The organism is Polaromonas sp. CG_9.11, assembly GCF_015752225.1.
In the GTDB taxonomy this organism is placed as follows: Bacteria; Pseudomonadota; Gammaproteobacteria; order Burkholderiales; family Burkholderiaceae_C; genus Polaromonas.
In genome coordinates, this window is record NZ_JADOVE010000003.1 from 1 (window position 1) to 15,796 (window position 15,796).

Genomic DNA, 15,796 nt, shown 5'->3' on the forward strand with positions numbered 1-15,796 from the left:
CAACCCAGAAACCCCACAAATCAAGGAGCTTCGAAACACGCAAAAAGTAGCCTGACTCACTTCACTTCAGGCGACAACTTCCTTGACAGCCACCGCTGGTGCCAGCGTCGGCACGTCAGAGCTGCTGATTGAGCTGGACCCGGCAAGTGCTTATGGCGCCAACCTGACATTGGACAATTACGGCAGTCGCTACACCGGCGAATACAGCCTGGGTGGAGCGTTCAACCTTGCCAGTCCGCTCAATATCGGCGACCAGCTGAGCTTTACGGGATTGACCAGCGGAAGTGCCCTGCGCTTTGGCCGCCTGGCTTACCAGCTGCCGGTGGGCAGTGACGGCTTGCGCCTGGGCGCTGCCTACTTTGCCACCCGGTACACCCTGGGCAGGGAATTTGCGGCCCTCAACGCCCACGGCCGTGCCAGCAGTGCCTTCGTGTTCGCCGTCTATCCCTTGATTCGCAGCCAGTTCGTGAACCTGAGCACAACGACTGGGTATGAGAACAAGCGCCTGAGCGACAGGGCTGACTCAACCGAGACCGACAAACGGGCGGCGATCACCAGCGCGGGCGTGGCCGGCAACCTGCAAGATAGCTGGGGCGGTGGCGGCATCAACAGCTTTGAACTCAACCTGGCGTTGGGCCGGCTCAGCATTGATTCGCCCAAAACGCTGGCCATTGACGCGGTCACAGCCCAATCGAACGGCCACTTCAGCCGCTTCTCTTACAGCGCCCGCCGCCTGCAGCGCATCACGGACGCCACGCGGCTGTCGGTTTCCCTGACCGGCCAGCAGGCCAGCAAGAACCTGGATTCATCGGAGAAATTTTCTCTTGGAGGGGGCAATGCGGTGCGCGCATACCCCCAGGGCGAAGCGGTCGGCGATGAAGGCCGACGCGTGAGCGTTGAGCTTCAACACACCCTGACAGACGCGCTGCAGGGACTGCTCTTTTATGACTTTGGCCAGGTGACGATCAATAAAAACCCTTTTGGACCGGCAGCGCCCAACAGCAGAACCTTGGCAGGGGCCGGCATCGGGCTGAATGTGAACTTCACAGGCCTGCAATTGCGCTCCTCCCTGGCATGGCGTACCCAGGGCGGCTTGCCGTCTTCGATACCGCAGGGCAGTGCGAAGACGCCTACCTTGTGGCTTCAGGCGACAGCCGCTTTTTAAAAAGCCGTTGGACTCGCAGCATTTGTGTTCACGCGGCCACAACCACCCCTGCTCGGCCGGCTTGAGCTCGGTTGAGTCCGCTGGGTCGCTATGTATCGGCATCCACGGCCTGGCTTCACGGGTCACAATAGACATCGTTTTGATGGGGCCTTGCGGCGGCATGCAGCGCTCAGGGCCTGAAAACCCACCGTCCACGATGGAGAAGCGATGAACCCCGAATTTCATTCCCTAGACAGCGTCTTGTTTGAACGCGCCGTGGCGCTGCTAGACGAAGAATGGCTGAACCACGATGCCGATCTGGGTCCGGTGGTGCCCACCGTGCTGGCGCGCAATGTGGGTCAGGACTGGCACAAGGCTGGCACCTTTCGCCACCATTTGCAAGGCGTGGCCCGCACCCTGACGCTCTGGCAGCAGCCGGTGCATGTGCGGATGCTGGGTCTGTTGCACAGCGTGTATGGCAACGCCTACGTCGATCTGGTGAAGTTCGACCCGGCCAGCGAGCGTGCCCGCCTGCGTGAACTGATCGGCGAGGAAGCGGAGCGCCTGGTTCACCTGTTTTGCACCATGTCGCGCACCCGCTTTGTGCAGGCCGTGCTGCAAGGCGCCATGGATGCCGATGGCAGCCTGCTGCTGGACGGCGAAGGCCAGGCACAACGGCTGGCGCCCGACGAAGTGGCCGCCTTCACGGTGCTGACCATGGCCGACACCGCCGAGCAGTGGTACAGCTGGCAGGACGACATCTTTTCGCGTTACCCCGACCACCGCAACACGCTGGCGGCGCCGGTGCACTGGGCGGCGTCGCTGTGGCCCGGCCCGATGCGTCCGACGTCGCGCATGGTCACGCAGGCGGCCCAGCTTGGCGCGGCGCTTCGCCACCCGGCCATTGAAGGCCTGCTGCCCATGCCGCCGGTGTTCGAGCAATGTCGCAGGCTGCTGACGCCGCGCGATGAAGCGGCCGCCCTGTCGCTCTACTGGTCAGTCATCCAGCAGGACCAGCCGCTGGTGGACGCAGACGTGGCGACCGCCGTGCTCGAACAGGCGGTGGCGCTCAATCCGTGGGTCGGCGAGCCGCAGATCGTGCTGGCGCAGCTGTACCTGACGGTGGGCGAATTCGAGCGCGCCGAAGCCGCCGCCTCCAGCGGACTGCAGATGCTGGCGAGTTGGGGAACGTCATGGGACAAGCGCATTGGCTGGGATGCCTGGCTGGCCTGGGGCCGCATCCTGCTGCAGGGCGCGCAGACACGGAGCTGGCCGGCGCGTCTGGACAAGCTCAACAACCTGGCGCTGCGCGCTCCCGGGCATTGACCTGTCCGGAACCGCGCTGGTTCAGCGGCACAGTTGCCCGCACAGGCAAAGCCGACCGCGAGCCAGGCGTGAAATCAGGCGGACCTTCCCCCATGCCGCGCATGCCGACCGACATATTTTGCTACTGGTTTCATAGCTGTCTGCGCAGGCCACACCTGCGCAATGGGCTTGTTTGGTGCAAAAAATTCGTTGGTTGGCTGAAGCCCCGTCGCTTTAGCGCAGCACGTAACCCGCCAGCACGCTTTGCACTTCATAAATGCTCAGCTTCTTGTTGAAGCGTTTTTGTACCGGCTGGGCAGTGCCTGAAATCCAGATTTTCAGCTCGGCGTCCAGGTCAAAATGGCCACCGGTTTCGATGCTGAAATGCGTGATGCTTTTGTAGGGAAACGAGTGGTATTCGACCTTGCTGCCGGTCATTCCCTGCTTGTCCACCAGCACCAGGCGCTTGTTAGTGAAGATAAAATAGTCGCGGATCAACTGGTAGGCATGCTCGACCAGCTCGCCGGCGGCAAGGATCTGGCTGAACTCCTGTTGAATCTTGTCGGCATCAATTTTTGAGGCGTTGCCCATCATCCCGTCTAGCAAACCCATGGTGAAGTCCTTCAAAAAATAGTTGGTCTGTCGATGTCATGTACCCAAGGGCGATTGGCCGCCGGAACGAACAGGGCAGGGCGCTTCACAGCGTCGCGGATTTTCCGTCAGGAACCCGGCAAGCCTATTCGCCCTCTGCCTTTGCGCTTGAGCAGCAAGCGCAGTGCCAGGCAGGCGGCGGCGCTGCCCGCATAAACGATGGCTCGTTGCTTCAGGCTGGGATGGCCTGACTCTTTGCGGATGACCTCGGTGGCGAGGCTGGCAGGCAATGACGAGAACGGCCGGATGATGACCAGATCGCTTTGGCATGGCAGATCTGGCACTTTGGCAACTGGCTGGTCCTTGCCGTCCTGCCGGATGGCGGGACTGGACGGTTCGCTCGGAAGGGCGGCCGTGCCTGACTTGCGGTCGCCCGCCAGTGAACCATGCTCATTGGCAAACACCCAGGTGAATTCGGCACCCAGCAGAAATATCTGTGCCGAGTAATACACCCAGACCAGCAGCACCACCAGTGAGCCGGCGGCTGCAAATGACGAGGTAACACTGCTTTTTCCGATGTACAGGCTGATCAGCCACTTGCCCACCTCAAACAACACGGCAGTGACGAACGCGCCGGTCCACACGTCGCGCCAGCCAACCTTGACCTGGGGCATGACCTTGAAAATCATTGCAAACAAAACCGTGGCTATGCCGATGGAAAACACGATGTTGATGACGAAAAGCAGCTTTTCCCACCCTGGCAGCAGCCTGCCGATCCAGGTGCCAAAGGCGGCAAGCGCCGCGCCGCTCACCAGCGAGACCAGCAGCAAAAATCCCAGTCCCAAAATAAAGCCCAGCGACAGCAGGCGGCTGCGCACTATGGCCCAGATGCCTGAGACCTGCGGGGCCTTGGGCGCCCGCCAGATCCGGTCCAGGGCACTTTGCAACTCGGCAAATACCGTGGTCGCGCCAATCACCAGCACCACGATGCTGATGGCCGTGGCAACCAGGCCCTGGGTGGGCTGGTTGGCGCTTTCGATCAACGCCTGTATGCCCTGCGCGCCTTCCTGGCCGATCAGGCCGGACAATTGGCCGACGATTTCACCCTGAACCGCCTCGCGCCCCCAGACAAAGCCGGCCACCGCAATCACGATGATCATCAGCGGCGCAATCGAAAACACCGTGTAGTAGGAAATGGCCGCGCCCATGCTCGGGGCGTAGTCATCAATCCAGGCCACGACCGATTTTTTGACAAGTTGATAGAAATGTTGGAGGTTCATGGTTTTTCAGGCACCTTGAGACATCAAGGTTTTCCAGCGCACCAGTGTGTCTAGCGCCCGCAAGCGCCTTCGTCGGCCTGAAGTCACGGATGCTGTAGGCGGCGGGCGACTCCATGGCGCCTGCGACGGCACTCAAGGCGTGATGACCGGTGCCGATTGAGGCTGCGGGGCATGGTCCAGGTCAGGACGCTTCCACGGGTCGACATGGGTCATCAGGTTCAGCACCCGGTGGCGCCTGAGCACGCGTTGTCGTGCTTCGACTGCAATGTCGTGGCCAGCTTCGACCGTGATCAGGGCATCGACCTCGATATGCGCATCGACCACGATCATGTCGCCCATCTTGCGGGTACGCACGTCGTGTACATCGCTGACGCCAGGGGTTTCAATCAGCGTGCGGCGAATGGCCTAGACTTCCTGCTCGTCCACGGCGCGGTCCATCAGGTCGTGCATGGCGTCCCAGCCAAAGCTCCAGCCCATTCGGGCGACCATGAAACCGACGATCAGTGCCGCAATCGGGTCCAGGATCGGGTAGCCCGCCAGGTTGCCGATGATGCCGATGCCCACCACCAGCGACGAAGCCGCGTCCGACCGGGCATGCCAGGCATTGGCCACCAGCATGCTTGACTTGACGCGTTTGGCAGCGGCCAGCATGTAGCGAAACAGCAGTTCCTTGGCAATCAGGGCGCCGCCCACCACCCAGAGCGCGCTGGCGTGCACCTGCGGCACCGTCTCCGGCGACTGGAGCTTGCCCACCGCCGACCACAGCATGCCTGCGCCCACTGCCAGAAGGATCACGCCCAGCGCCAGCGAGGCGGCGGTTTCAAAGCGCTGATGGCCATAGGGATGGTCGGTGTCTGCATCCTTCTTGCTGTGGTGGCCGGCAAACAGCACCACGAAATCCGATACCAGGTCGGACAGCGAATGAATGCCGTCGGCAACCAGCGCCTGGGATTTCGACAGGATGCCGGCGCTGATCTGCGTGGCCGACAGAACGATGTTGACCGCCACGCTGACCCAGGTGCTGCGCGAAGCGGCCGTCGCGCGCTCTTGCGGGCTGTGGCGGGCGTCTTCGGGATCATCGGCGAGGTCGTTGTAATTCATGGAAAATTCTTCTGGCGGGGTGGCGGGTCGATCCCCGGAATTGAGGCGCAGAGCTTACCTTGTGACGCACAGCAGATCCAGTTTTCGGCGACTCCCGCTTGAGGCCGTCCGAAGGGCGCATGGCTGCTTGAGAAAGCGCTAAAAATGCGGCAACAACATGAAGGCAAGCCAACAACAAGGAGTCGTCATGAAACTGTCATCCCTGCGCCAATCGTCATGGCTGGTTCTGCTGGCCCCGATTCCTGCCATTCGCGTGCAGGCGCACGTGGGTGAGCGATTCTTCGGGGTGACCGACAGCCTTGAGAGCGGCAGTGGACTGGGCAGGTCCATCGTGCGGCGCATTGCGGCCGTGCACCGGCTGGAAACTCAGGTTGGGCATTCGGCGGAGCTGCTCAGGCTGGCCGTGTGCGTAAATTCAGAATAAAAAATAGCCTTTGCGCAACAGGGACGGGCGTTGACAGCTATTGATTCAGTAGCGCTCATTGAACGCGCAAGGCTGTCCGCGCGTGGCTTGGCAATGACCCGCGAACTTTACCCAGGGTGAAGCGGCCAATAATCGTGCATTGAATCAGAAATGGTTTTACCCATCACAGGAGCGCCATGTCCATGAAACCATTGAATCGCCATCGGGAGCGCCACCGAACCGACCGCATCGGCTGGCTGCGGGCTGCTGTGCTGGGTGCCAATGACGGCATTGTTTCCACTGCCAGTCTGGTGCTCGGCGTGGCGGCGGCTGGTGCCACCCCGCAGGCCGTTCTGGTGGCTGGCGTGGCCGGACTGATGGCCGGGGCGATGTCGATGGCGGCGGGTGAATACGTCTCGGTGCATTCGCAGGCCGACACTGAAAAGGCCGAGCTGGAACGTGAGCGCCTTGAAATCGAACGGCATCCCGAGGCTGAACAGGCTGAACTGGCCGGCATCTATGTCAAGCGCGGACTGTCGCCTGAACTGGCCCGCCAGGTTGCCGGACAATTGATGAAACATGACGCACTGGGCGCACATGTACGCGACGAACTGGGCATTTCTGAAACCCTGTCCGCAAATCCCGTCCAGGCCGCCCTGGCGTCGGCTGCCAGCTTTGCGGTCGGCGCTGCGCTGCCGCTGGGGGTGGCAGCTTTGGCGCCAGCCCACGGCTTGACCGTCTGGGTGTCCGTCACTTCATTCGGTTTTCTGGCCTTGCTGGGGGCCATGGCCGCGCGTGCGGGCGGCGCCGCAATCGTGGCAGGTGCCTGGCGCGTCACCTTCTGGGGCGCGCTGGCGATGGCCATCACCGCCGGGGCCGGGGCGCTGTTCGGGGCTGTCGTTTAGCGCGAAATCAACCGGGCTTAGCCTCGCGGCGTTCAAGACTCGTTCGGAGAATACTATTAAAATAATAGCTAAAAAGTCAATTACGACGGGCGGCAAAGACCTATTTGATGAAAAAATTAGTTGGCTGGCTAACTCCGTGTGCGCTAGGCATGGCGGGTGAACGCAGCCGCCGGATACAGCTGTTGCAGCACGGACGAGGTGATGCGCAACAAAAGCGCCAGCCCTGCGTCGGTCGATGCCTCTGCAGGGGAGGCCGGCTGACGCAGCGTCTGCCACAAGCGGCTCACGGCGGCTTCCTCGGCTGCCACCGCCTGTTCGACTTCGGTCTGCCAGAAAGCCGGTGCCTCGCCTTGCGCAAAATGGCCGCGCCCGCGCCCGAAATGCGCCACTGTCAGGTAACGCAGTATGTTGGCCACCAGCAGCGTGCGCAGGAATTCATCGGTGAACTGCACCGTGGTCTGTTCCCGGTCGGTGCTTGAATTGAAGCCCCAGGCCGCACCCGCAAAGCCCAATGCGCCGACCACGCTGCCCAGCAGCGCACCGGCGCCCAGGCTCAAGCCGCCCGCCATCAGGTCCGCCGACAGGCCGGTTGCCGCGCCCGACAGCACCGCGCCGAGCAGCCCCGCCTGTGCCTTGTCGATGGGCGCGCGAACTGCAAAATTCTCGCGCACCCGCTGGTTGATGCGCGTCGCTTCGCCGGGGTCGATCCGGTGCAGCGTCAGCAGCTGGCGCGTGGTCTCGGCAATGCCGTCGTTGAGCCGCTCGACCAGGATGCCCATGGCCTGGTCCTGGTGCTTCAGCTTGCCCGTCTTGCGCAGGCCGGTGGCTTGCAGCGCTGAATTCAGCAGCGACCGGCTCTCGGGCGCTACCGCCTGGCGGTCCTGCGTCGCTGCCGCCAGCTGCTGCGCCCCTAGCCGCATCGACGCCTGAAAGCGTGCGTCATGGTGGGCGTCCCAGGCGGCCAGCAGGCGGGCGTAGCCGGCGGCCTTGTCCGGTGCAATCCATTGGCCGACGGCTTCATAAAAGACCCGCTCATGCACCCAGCACCGGGCGAAGGCGTCGAGCGCGAGCACCTTGCGCACGATCGGAAAGGCTTCCAGGTGGCGGCGCCAGCGCATGAGTTCGGCCTGCTCCTCTGGCGCCGGGCGCGGCGGCCCCATCTGGTTGAGCAGCACCACCACCGGCTTGCCCAGCCACTGCAGGATATTCATTTCGGCCGCCAGGTAACCAGCATCGCCGGGATGCTCCGCCGAATTGACCAGGTAGAGCACCACGTCGGCCGTATCGCGGGCGGTTCGCAGCGCCTGCTGGCTGAGCCAGAAAGGCCGGTCACTGTAACGGTCCAGCACTTCGCGTAAAAACCAGCCAATCGGGTTGTCCGCCATGCCCAGCCGCTTGAGCAGCCGCACCGAATCGCCAAAGCCCGGCGTGTCCCACAGCAGCAGGGCATCGCCGGCACTGGTCGTCAGCAGCGGGTGCGCGTCGGATGACAAGGTGACATGGGCGGCATCGCGCACTTCGCCAACATCGGCGCCCAGCAGGGTCCGGGCCAGCGTGGTCTTGCCATTGTTGGTGTGCGACACCAGCGCCAGCTGGATCTGGACCGGGGCGGCGTTGTTCACGCGGCCACCGACAAGGCTAGCCCAGCCCCGTCGTCCAGCGCATGGGCATCGGGATGGAGCAGGTTGACGAAGGTGGCGGGTGCCTTGTGAAAGCGGCAGAACTGCTGCCACAGGGCGATGCGTTCAGCCATTCTTTCCTTTCCGCCGGCTTGCGTGCCAACCCGTTCCAGGTAGCCCGATTCGTCGACCAGCACGGCAATGCCGCGCGCCGACGCCCGCACCAGGTGGTCGAGCAGGGCGCCATGGTTTTCCTTCTCGGGCGTGGCCGCCAGGCTGAACAGGACGGCCGTGATCGTGGCGTCGCTGTCGTTAAGCCTGACGTTGCGCAGCGCCTCGCGCGGTTCGTCGCCATAGGGAATTGACGGGCGCAGCATCAGCCGGGCCTGCTCGCCCAGCAGCCGGGATGCCAATTCGTTCAATCCCTTGTCGCGCGCTTCGTCCACCGCGAAGCTGTAGGGCAGCACCCGCAGCATGCCGGGTGCACCGCCAAGTGCCTTGAGCAGTTTTCGGAAATAGGGCTGCTCCAGGTCCAGCGGAAAATTTCGGGACTCTCTTTTGACGCGCCACTGGGCAGCACCAGCCAGCAGCAGGCGTGGCAGCACGACCAGCAGCAACAGCGTGGCGGCATACAGATGCACCCAGCGCGCGCCGTCCACTGGCGGGGAAGGCACCTGTCCGAACCTGAGCGCTTCAATGTCGGCCAGCGAAAATCCCTGCAGCGGAAAAATCGCCATGGCCGGCATGAACAGCGCCGACAGCAAGGCATGAACCTGCCCGGCATCCAGAAAAGTGCTTTCCCAGCCCGCCGAATACTGCGCGACATAGCCGCGCGCATACAGCGAAAGCACCGCACCGATGGCAAACAGGGCCGAGCCCAGGTGCAGGGTGCGGCCCAGCCGTGCCAGCGTCAGCCGCCGGCTGAGCTGGCCCCACTCGGCCATGAAGGCCAGCAAGGCACTGGCAAGTACGGGCGGCAGCTTGCGCGGCAGGCGGGTCCGGCCCAGACTGAGCAGGCGAACCAAAGTCGATTCTGATTTTTTCAGCTTGCCAAACGGCAGCCAGCGCCAGACCAGCAGACTTGCGTAGACCACCAGGTTCCAGCCGATGATCAGCAGCAACGGCGGCGACAGCAGGTCAACCCGGTGCGGGTCGGTGATCCGTTCCATGAAAATTCCGGCCAGCAGGGCCACGACCGGTAGCCCGGCCCAAAATAAATTCAGATTTCCCGGCCAACGGGAAATGGCGCCGAACGCCGCATGCCGCTCGGACAGGCGCTGAAGAATCTGCCCGGCGCGCTGCTGTAAAAAAGTGTCTGACGTCACGGGCAAGCCCGCGTGGGAGGCCTGCCACTGGGCCAGTTCTGTCGCGCTGCGGCTGGCATGGCGGCGGTCGTCTTCGCTCAGGATTTCACGCGCGTGGTCCGCCGTTTCAATGGCGCGAACCAGAACCACGTCCCGGGCCACCTGTTCATTCATGCATTTTTTCCGTGAGGCATGGCTGAAGTGACAAGGGTATTCGGGCGCTCAGGCCGGCAGCATCACCTGGTGGTCCACGCTGAACTGGTAGTCGCGGAAGATGTGCTCGGCGCTCATGCCCAGGTAGGTGCCGTCAGGCTGAAGGCGTGTCGTGTCTTTCAGGCGGTAGGTGCTGCTGCCGCAGGTCCAGACGTTGTAGTTGCGCATGTGGGTGCACAGGCAGGTCTTGTCCATGACCGTGATGTTCTTGCCATCCGGGTGCAGGGCAATCTGGTCGTTGTAGGCCGTGATGTAAGCGCAGTTGCCGTTGCCATCAAGGAGGTAGCCGTAGGACTCGCAATTGGGCCGGATGCCCGAGCCGATGGCTGGCGAGCTTTTCAGCATGCGCATCGGGTAGCCGGTCGGCGAGATGGTGTTGACCGTGATGTCGGCTTCACTGGCGCGGAAGTATTCCTGCTTGTCCTCGGCCGGCAGGCCGCATTCGTGGGACACGGTGAAGCGCGTGGCCACCTGCACCGCCGCTGCGCCGTTTTCCAGGAAACCGACCGCGTCGCTGCCGGTGAAGATGCCGCCGGCGGCGACCAGCGGAATGTCAAGCTGCTCAGCCTTCAGGAAGGCGGCGATCTCGGTCACGATGGTGGCCAGGTCGTATTTTTCCCAGTCCATGCCAAAGCCCAGGTGGCCGCCGGCCAGCGGGCCTTCGACGATCACATAGTCGGGCAGCCGGCCCAGGCGGGCGGTCTTGCGCAGGAACAGCTGCAAGGCGCGCACCGACGACACGATGATGCCCACCTTGGCATCGCGAAAGCGCGGGTGCTCGGCCATCAGGCCGAACGAGCCCAGGTGCAGGCCGGCGCTCAGGGTGATGCCGTCAATGCCCGCGTCCAGCGCCGAATTGAGACGCACCTGCAGCGTGTCGCGCGGCGAGTTCATGGTCAACTTTTCCATCACGTTGACGAACACCATGCCATCGCCGCGTTTGGCTTCCATGGTCTTGCCGACATGCAGCCGGGTGGCTTCAGCCAGCTCGCCCAGGTCGAACTGGACGCTGCTCTTGTCCGAATTGGCAATGTTGCTTTTGTAGAACTTGGTCTTGCCCTTGACGAATTCGGTGTCAAAGCGCCGGTCGGACACGTCATGGACCAGGGCGTCGGAGATATGGCCGATGCCGCCCAGGCGCGCCGCCTCCAGCGCCAGCTCGGCAGTGGATATATCAACGCCCATTCCGCCAATGATGATCGGCACCAGTTCCTTTTGGCCGAGTTTCAGGCGGAAATCATCAACTCTTTTCATCGCAATCCTTGTAGCTAGGGGTTCAAGGCGCCTTCTGGCGCTTCGGCATTCCCTGACGATTTACGCGTCTGGGGAAATGCGCTTGTCAATACCCATAATGGTAATGCCTTGACAGGTCCGAGTCCGGAGAGCGAAGCAGTAAACGTCCGGGACACAGGATTTGGATCAATAACCGCGCATTGCGTGGCCAGGACGCAAGGCTTCGGCCAGCGCAATTGAACGGCGCTTTGCATAATGGGCTGTTTGCGCCGCTTTCTTTCATCAAACGCCTGACTGGCTTGCCGGTCGGTTCTCTGGAGGTATTTCATGGCTCAGTACCAAATCGCCGTTGTGATCGGCAGTCTTCGCAAGGACTCGTTCAACAAGAAGCTCGCCACCGCGCTGCAAAAGCTGTTTCCGGCGAATTTCAGCTTCATCCAGGTAAGGCTTGACGACTTGCCTTTGTACAACCAGGACGACGATGGCCAGCCCAGCGCCCAGGTCACGCGCCTCAGGAATGAGATTGCGGCAGCGCAAGGCGTGCTGTTTTTTACGCCCGAATACAACCGGTCAATTCCGGGGGTGTTGAAGAACGCGATTGACCATGCCTCGCGTCCCTACGGCAAAAGCGCCTGGAACGGCAAGCCGGCCGGGGTGATTGGGGCGTCAGTCGGCCCAATCGGCACGGCCATGGCGCAGCAGCATCTGCGCAACATTCTGGCTTACCTGAACATGCCCACCCTAGGCCAGCCCGAAGCCTTCATCCACAACAAGGAAGGGCTGTATGACGCGGCAGGCAACATCGGCGAGGCCAGCCAGAAATTCCTGCAGGGCTGGGTGGATGCCTACGTGGAATGGGTCAGGATGCACGCCTGATTCCATTTCCAAATCGATCCGATATGTGGTTGCTTCGTCTTGCCGTGCCTCAGCCTGTTCTCCGGCTTCGTGCGTAATCTCGGATTGATTGAGAAACGCAATGACACGGACAGACACACCACGAAAAAACCCGCCATGGCGGGTTTTTTCGTGGTGACGGCTGAAAAGCCTTCAGGGCCGGGTCAGGCTACCAGCGCTGACTGCGGCTGGTTGGCGGCCACCTGGGTTTCGGCCAGGATTTCGACCTGGGCGCCAGCCAGAGCAGCCGTTTTGGCCGCTTCGCCCATGGCCAGGCCTTCAGCCCGTACAAAGCGCACATCGGTCACGCCAAAAAAGCCGAAGACGGTTTTTAAATAGCTTTCCTGGTGCTCCATGGCGTTGCCAGTGTCGCTGGTTGACTACACGCCGCCACGGGCCGAGGCCACGATGATGGTCTTGCCGCCTGCCAGGCCGACCGGGCCTTTTTCGGTGTACTTGAAGGTGCGGCCAACCTGGGACACCCGGTCAATCCAGGCCTTGAGCTGGGTGGGAATGAAAAAGTTGTACAGCGGCGCACCGATCACCAGCACATCGGCGGCCAGGAATTGCGACACCAGCGCTTCGGACACGGCGTTTTCGCGCTGCTGTGCGTCGCTCAGGTCAGCTGCGCCGGCAGGTAGGCAAAAGCCCAGCGACTCGGCCGACAAATGGCTGGGCGTATTCACCGCCAGGTCAAGGTAGCTGACCTCGGTGGCCGGATGGGCCGCTCGCCACGAGGCCACGATTTGCGCGGTCAGCTGGCGCGACACAGAGTTGGTTCCGAGGATGCTGGAATCGATCTGAAGAAGCTTGGCCATGATGAATAAATCCTTGGTTTGAAGGGATTGTGAAGGCGACGATCCGGTTTTAACCATTAATAGATTGTCTGGGTAAGCCAATACCTTGATAAGCCGACAAAATCGCGATAGATTGTTCTATATTCAGGACAGTAAAAGCCAGAAAGCTTGAAAATGGAAGACTTGAACGACATGCTGTATTTTGCGGAAGTCGCCGAGCGCGGCGGTTTCGCCGCTGCCGGCCGGGCGCTTGGCGTGCCCAAGTCCCGGCTGTCGCGCCGCGTGGCCGAACTGGAGGCGCGGCTGGGCGTTCGCCTGTTGCAGCGCACCACCCGCAAGCTGTCGCTCACCAAGGTGGGCGACATCTACCTGCGCCACTGCAGCGCCATGCGCAACGAGGCACTCGCCGCTGCCGATGCCGTGGCGCATCTGCGGGTCGAGCCGCGTGGTCTGCTGCGCGTGACCTGCCCGGTCACGCTGGCCCAGAGCACGCTGGGCAACCTGATTCCCCGCTACCTGGCGATGTTTCCGCGCGTCAAGCTTGACCTGCGGGTCACCAACCGGGCGATTGACCTGGTGGACGAAGGCATCGATGTGGCGCTTCGCGTCAGACCGTCACTGGATGACAGTGGCAGCCTGGTCGTCAAGCCGCTTGGCGCTACCTCCGGGCACCTGCTGGCCAGCCCGGAGCAGTTGCGCAGACAGGGCACACCGGCCACGCCAGCGGACCTGGCGGGGCTCGATACGATTGCCATGTCTTCGGCGGACGGCAAAAGCGCCTGGGTGCTGGTGGGGCCGGAGGGTCAGGAATTTACCTTCCATCACCAACCGCGCTATGTTGCCGACGACCTGCAAACGCTCAAGCTGGCGGTGCTCGCCGGCACCGGCGTCAGTTTTTTGCCCGACAGCATCAGCCAGGCCGAACTCCAGGCGCAACTTTTGGTGCCGGTTTTGCCCGGATGGGCGCCCCTGGCAGGTATGGTGCATGCCGTGTTTCCTGCGCGGCGCGGCCAGATGCCCGCTGTGCGCAGCTTTCTGGACTTTCTGGGTCAGCACATGCACGGCGATAAACTGGTCGTCAGCGCATCACCGCTTTTTCCGTGAGATTTATTACGAAAAATCAAGGCCTGGCGCAATCATGGCCTGCATGAGCAGCTATTTAAACAGTAGCATCCGATGTGCTTGAAGCAACTTTTTCTGAAAAATCCCCTCAATTTTCTTATTCTATTTAAATCATAAATTAAGAGAAATATATTCTTTTGAGTTTTAAGAATTTGGCGCCAGAATACGCAATCACCAACACTTGCAGGAGCCAACCATGACCACTTTGAGACTCGGCGACACGGCACCTGACTTCACCCAGGATTCGACCGAAGGTCCAATTGCATTTCACGCCTGGGCAGGAGACGCGTGGGTGGTGCTGTTTTCGCACCCGGCCGATTTCACGCCGGTCTGCACCACCGAACTCGGCAAAACCGCCGCGCTTGCCAGCGAATTTGCCAAGCGTCATGTCAAGCCCATCGCCATCAGCATCGACCCCCTGGACTCGCACGGCAAGTGGATCAGCGACATCAATGAAACCCAGAACACCACGGTGAACTTTCCCATCCTGGCCGATGCCGACAAGACTGTGGCCAATTTGTACGACATGATTCACCCCAACGCCTCGACGACGGCCACTGTGCGCAGCGTTTTCATCATCGATCCGAAAAAAATCATCCGCGCCACCTTCACTTATCCGGCCAGCACCGGCCGCAACTTTGACGAAATATTGCGCGTGATCGACTCGCTGCAATTGACCGACAGCCACAAGGTGGCCACGCCGGTGAACTGGAAAGACGGCGACGACGTAGTCATCGTTCCCAGCATCCAGGATCCGGCAGAACTTGCCCAGCGCTTTCCCAAGGGCTTCAACGCCGTTCGTCCTTACCTGCGGATCACCCCCCAGCCCAACAAGTAAGCGACGCTTCAGCTATCCTTTTCGACTTTTCCCTTTGCCTTCCTGGAACCTGCATGACCTTTAAATTCAAGATTGCCCTGGCAACGCTGGCCCTGGCCGCCAGCGGCATTGCCTCCAGCCAGACCCTGCTGAACGGCTCGTACGACGTGGCCCGAGAGTTCTACAAGGACTACAACGCGGCTTTCATCGCCCACTACAAAAAAACCACCGGCAAGGACGTGAAAATCGACCAGTCGCATGCCGGCTCCAGCGCCGTGGCCCGTTCGGTGGCCGATGGTCTGGACGCCGATGTGGTGACCATGAACACCTCGACCGATGTCGAGTTTCTGGCCAATGCCGGCGTGGTGGCCAAGGACTGGGCCAAGCGCTTTCCGGGCAACGCCTCGCCCACCACTTCGACCATGCTGTTCCTGGTGCGCAACGGCAACCCCAAGGGCATCAAGGACTGGGACGACCTGACCAAGCCTGGCATTCAGGTTGTCGTGGTCAATCCCAAGACCGGCGGCAACGGCCGCTACACCTACCTGGCCGCCTGGGGTTACGCCAAGAAGAAGGGCGCCACCGATGCGCAGGCCGCCGAGTTCGTCGGCAAGTTGTACAAGAACGTGCCGGTGCTGGGCAAGGGCGGGCGCGACGCGACCACGGCCTTTTTGCAGCGCAATATTGGCGACGTGCTGGTGACGTTTGAATCAGAAGTGGTATCGGTCAACAAGGAGTTTGGCGCAGGCAAGGCGGACGCGGTGTACCCGTCCATCAGCATCCTGGCTGAAAACCCGGTGGCCGTGGTGGAACGCACTGTGGCCAAGAAAGGCACGGCGGTTCTGGCCAAGGCTTACCTTGACTACCTCTACTCTGACGAAGGCCAGGAAATTGCGGCCAAGCACGCCATGCGTCCGTATTCGCAGGCCATCCTGAAAAAGCACAGCGACACCTTCAAGCCGATCCAGCTCTTCACGGTGCAGGAAATGTTCGGCTCGCTGAGCGAAGCGCAAAAAGTCCACTTCAATGACGGTGGCCAGTTCGACAAGCTCTACACCGTCCGGTAAA

13 protein-coding genes and 2 pseudogenes are annotated in these 15,796 nt (G+C 61.7%); 8 read left to right on the plus strand and 7 right to left on the minus strand.

Annotated elements, in window-relative coordinates; genetic code table 11:
* Nucleotides 1–82 precede the first annotated feature (82 nt).
* Entirely contained in the window at nucleotides 83–1,165 is a 1,083-nt protein-coding gene (locus IWX85_RS03415) for a ShlB/FhaC/HecB family hemolysin secretion/activation protein (RefSeq protein WP_196868762.1), read from the plus strand.
* A 207-nt stretch (nucleotides 1,166–1,372) separates the two neighbouring features.
* Nucleotides 1,373–2,470 carry a DUF6817 domain-containing protein gene (locus tag IWX85_RS03420; RefSeq protein WP_196868763.1) on the plus strand — a complete coding sequence of 366 codons (1,098 nt, stop codon included), beginning with the start codon at nucleotides 1,373–1,375 and terminating at the stop codon, nucleotides 2,468–2,470.
* A 213-nt stretch (nucleotides 2,471–2,683) separates the two neighbouring features.
* Here IWX85_RS03420 and IWX85_RS03425 read toward each other — a convergent pair whose 3' ends face one another.
* The 3 genes and pseudogenes from IWX85_RS03425 to IWX85_RS03435 form a co-directional block, all read right to left on the minus strand.
* Complete coding sequence (locus IWX85_RS03425; RefSeq protein WP_196868764.1) at nucleotides 2,684–3,061, minus strand: PH domain-containing protein; 378 nt, start codon at nucleotides 3,059–3,061, stop codon at nucleotides 2,684–2,686.
* Between the two features lie 107 nt (nucleotides 3,062–3,168).
* Nucleotides 3,169–4,320, minus strand: coding sequence for a YihY/virulence factor BrkB family protein (locus IWX85_RS03430; RefSeq protein WP_196868765.1), 1,152 nt, complete (start codon nucleotides 4,318–4,320; stop codon nucleotides 3,169–3,171).
* A 132-nt stretch (nucleotides 4,321–4,452) separates the two neighbouring features.
* Nucleotides 4,453–5,421 (minus strand): annotated as a pseudogene (locus tag IWX85_RS03435) (cation diffusion facilitator family transporter).
* Between the two features lie 187 nt (nucleotides 5,422–5,608).
* On the opposite strand from IWX85_RS03435, the gene IWX85_RS03440 reads away from it, so the two are divergent.
* Both IWX85_RS03440 and IWX85_RS03445 read left to right on the plus strand, forming a co-directional pair.
* Nucleotides 5,609–5,845 carry a hypothetical protein gene (locus IWX85_RS03440; RefSeq protein ID WP_036811213.1) on the plus strand — a complete coding sequence of 79 codons (237 nt, stop codon included), beginning with the start codon at nucleotides 5,609–5,611 and terminating at the stop codon, nucleotides 5,843–5,845.
* A gap of 176 nt (nucleotides 5,846–6,021) precedes the next feature.
* Nucleotides 6,022–6,729, plus strand: coding sequence for a VIT family protein (locus IWX85_RS03445; RefSeq protein WP_370584194.1), 708 nt, complete (start codon nucleotides 6,022–6,024; stop codon nucleotides 6,727–6,729).
* Between the two features lie 143 nt (nucleotides 6,730–6,872).
* Here the strand turns inward: IWX85_RS03445 and IWX85_RS03450 are convergent, their stop codons facing one another.
* Genes IWX85_RS03450 through IWX85_RS03460 form a run of 3 tightly spaced genes read right to left on the minus strand, consistent with a single transcriptional unit; the run spans nucleotide 6,873 to nucleotide 11,119 of the window.
* Nucleotides 6,873–8,351, minus strand: coding sequence for a DUF3482 domain-containing protein (locus tag IWX85_RS03450; RefSeq protein ID WP_196868767.1), 1,479 nt, complete (start codon nucleotides 8,349–8,351; stop codon nucleotides 6,873–6,875).
* A complete protein-coding gene (locus tag IWX85_RS03455) occupies nucleotides 8,348–9,826 on the minus strand; it encodes a DUF2868 domain-containing protein (protein WP_196868768.1) in 1,479 nt (492 codons plus the stop codon). The genes IWX85_RS03450 and IWX85_RS03455 overlap by 4 nt, the downstream gene beginning before the upstream one ends.
* 48 nt (nucleotides 9,827–9,874) lie before the next feature.
* Nucleotides 9,875–11,119 carry a nitronate monooxygenase gene (locus tag IWX85_RS03460; RefSeq protein WP_196868769.1) on the minus strand — a complete coding sequence of 415 codons (1,245 nt, stop codon included), beginning with the start codon at nucleotides 11,117–11,119 and terminating at the stop codon, nucleotides 9,875–9,877.
* Nucleotides 11,120–11,425: 306 nt separating this feature from the next.
* Between IWX85_RS03460 and IWX85_RS03465 the strand changes: the two genes are divergently transcribed.
* Complete coding sequence (locus tag IWX85_RS03465; RefSeq protein ID WP_196868770.1) at nucleotides 11,426–11,974, plus strand: NADPH-dependent FMN reductase; 549 nt, start codon at nucleotides 11,426–11,428, stop codon at nucleotides 11,972–11,974.
* 182 nt (nucleotides 11,975–12,156) lie between these two features.
* Here IWX85_RS03465 and IWX85_RS03470 read toward each other — a convergent pair.
* Nucleotides 12,157–12,810 (minus strand): annotated as a pseudogene (locus IWX85_RS03470) (FMN-dependent NADH-azoreductase).
* A gap of 153 nt (nucleotides 12,811–12,963) precedes the next feature.
* Between IWX85_RS03470 and IWX85_RS03475 the strand changes: the two are divergent.
* From IWX85_RS03475 to IWX85_RS03485, 3 genes are all read left to right on the plus strand, one after another.
* Nucleotides 12,964–13,893 (plus strand): LysR substrate-binding domain-containing protein, encoded by a 930-nt coding sequence (locus IWX85_RS03475; RefSeq protein ID WP_036811230.1) that lies wholly within the window; start codon nucleotides 12,964–12,966, stop codon nucleotides 13,891–13,893.
* Nucleotides 13,894–14,107: 214 nt separating this feature from the next.
* Nucleotides 14,108–14,749 (plus strand): peroxiredoxin, encoded by a 642-nt coding sequence (locus IWX85_RS03480; protein ID WP_196868771.1) that lies wholly within the window; start codon nucleotides 14,108–14,110, stop codon nucleotides 14,747–14,749.
* Nucleotides 14,750–14,802: 53 nt separating this feature from the next.
* Nucleotides 14,803–15,795 carry a sulfate ABC transporter substrate-binding protein gene (locus IWX85_RS03485; protein ID WP_036811233.1) on the plus strand — a complete coding sequence of 331 codons (993 nt, stop codon included), beginning with the start codon at nucleotides 14,803–14,805 and terminating at the stop codon, nucleotides 15,793–15,795.
* The last annotated feature ends 1 nt before the right edge of the window (nucleotide 15,796 follow it).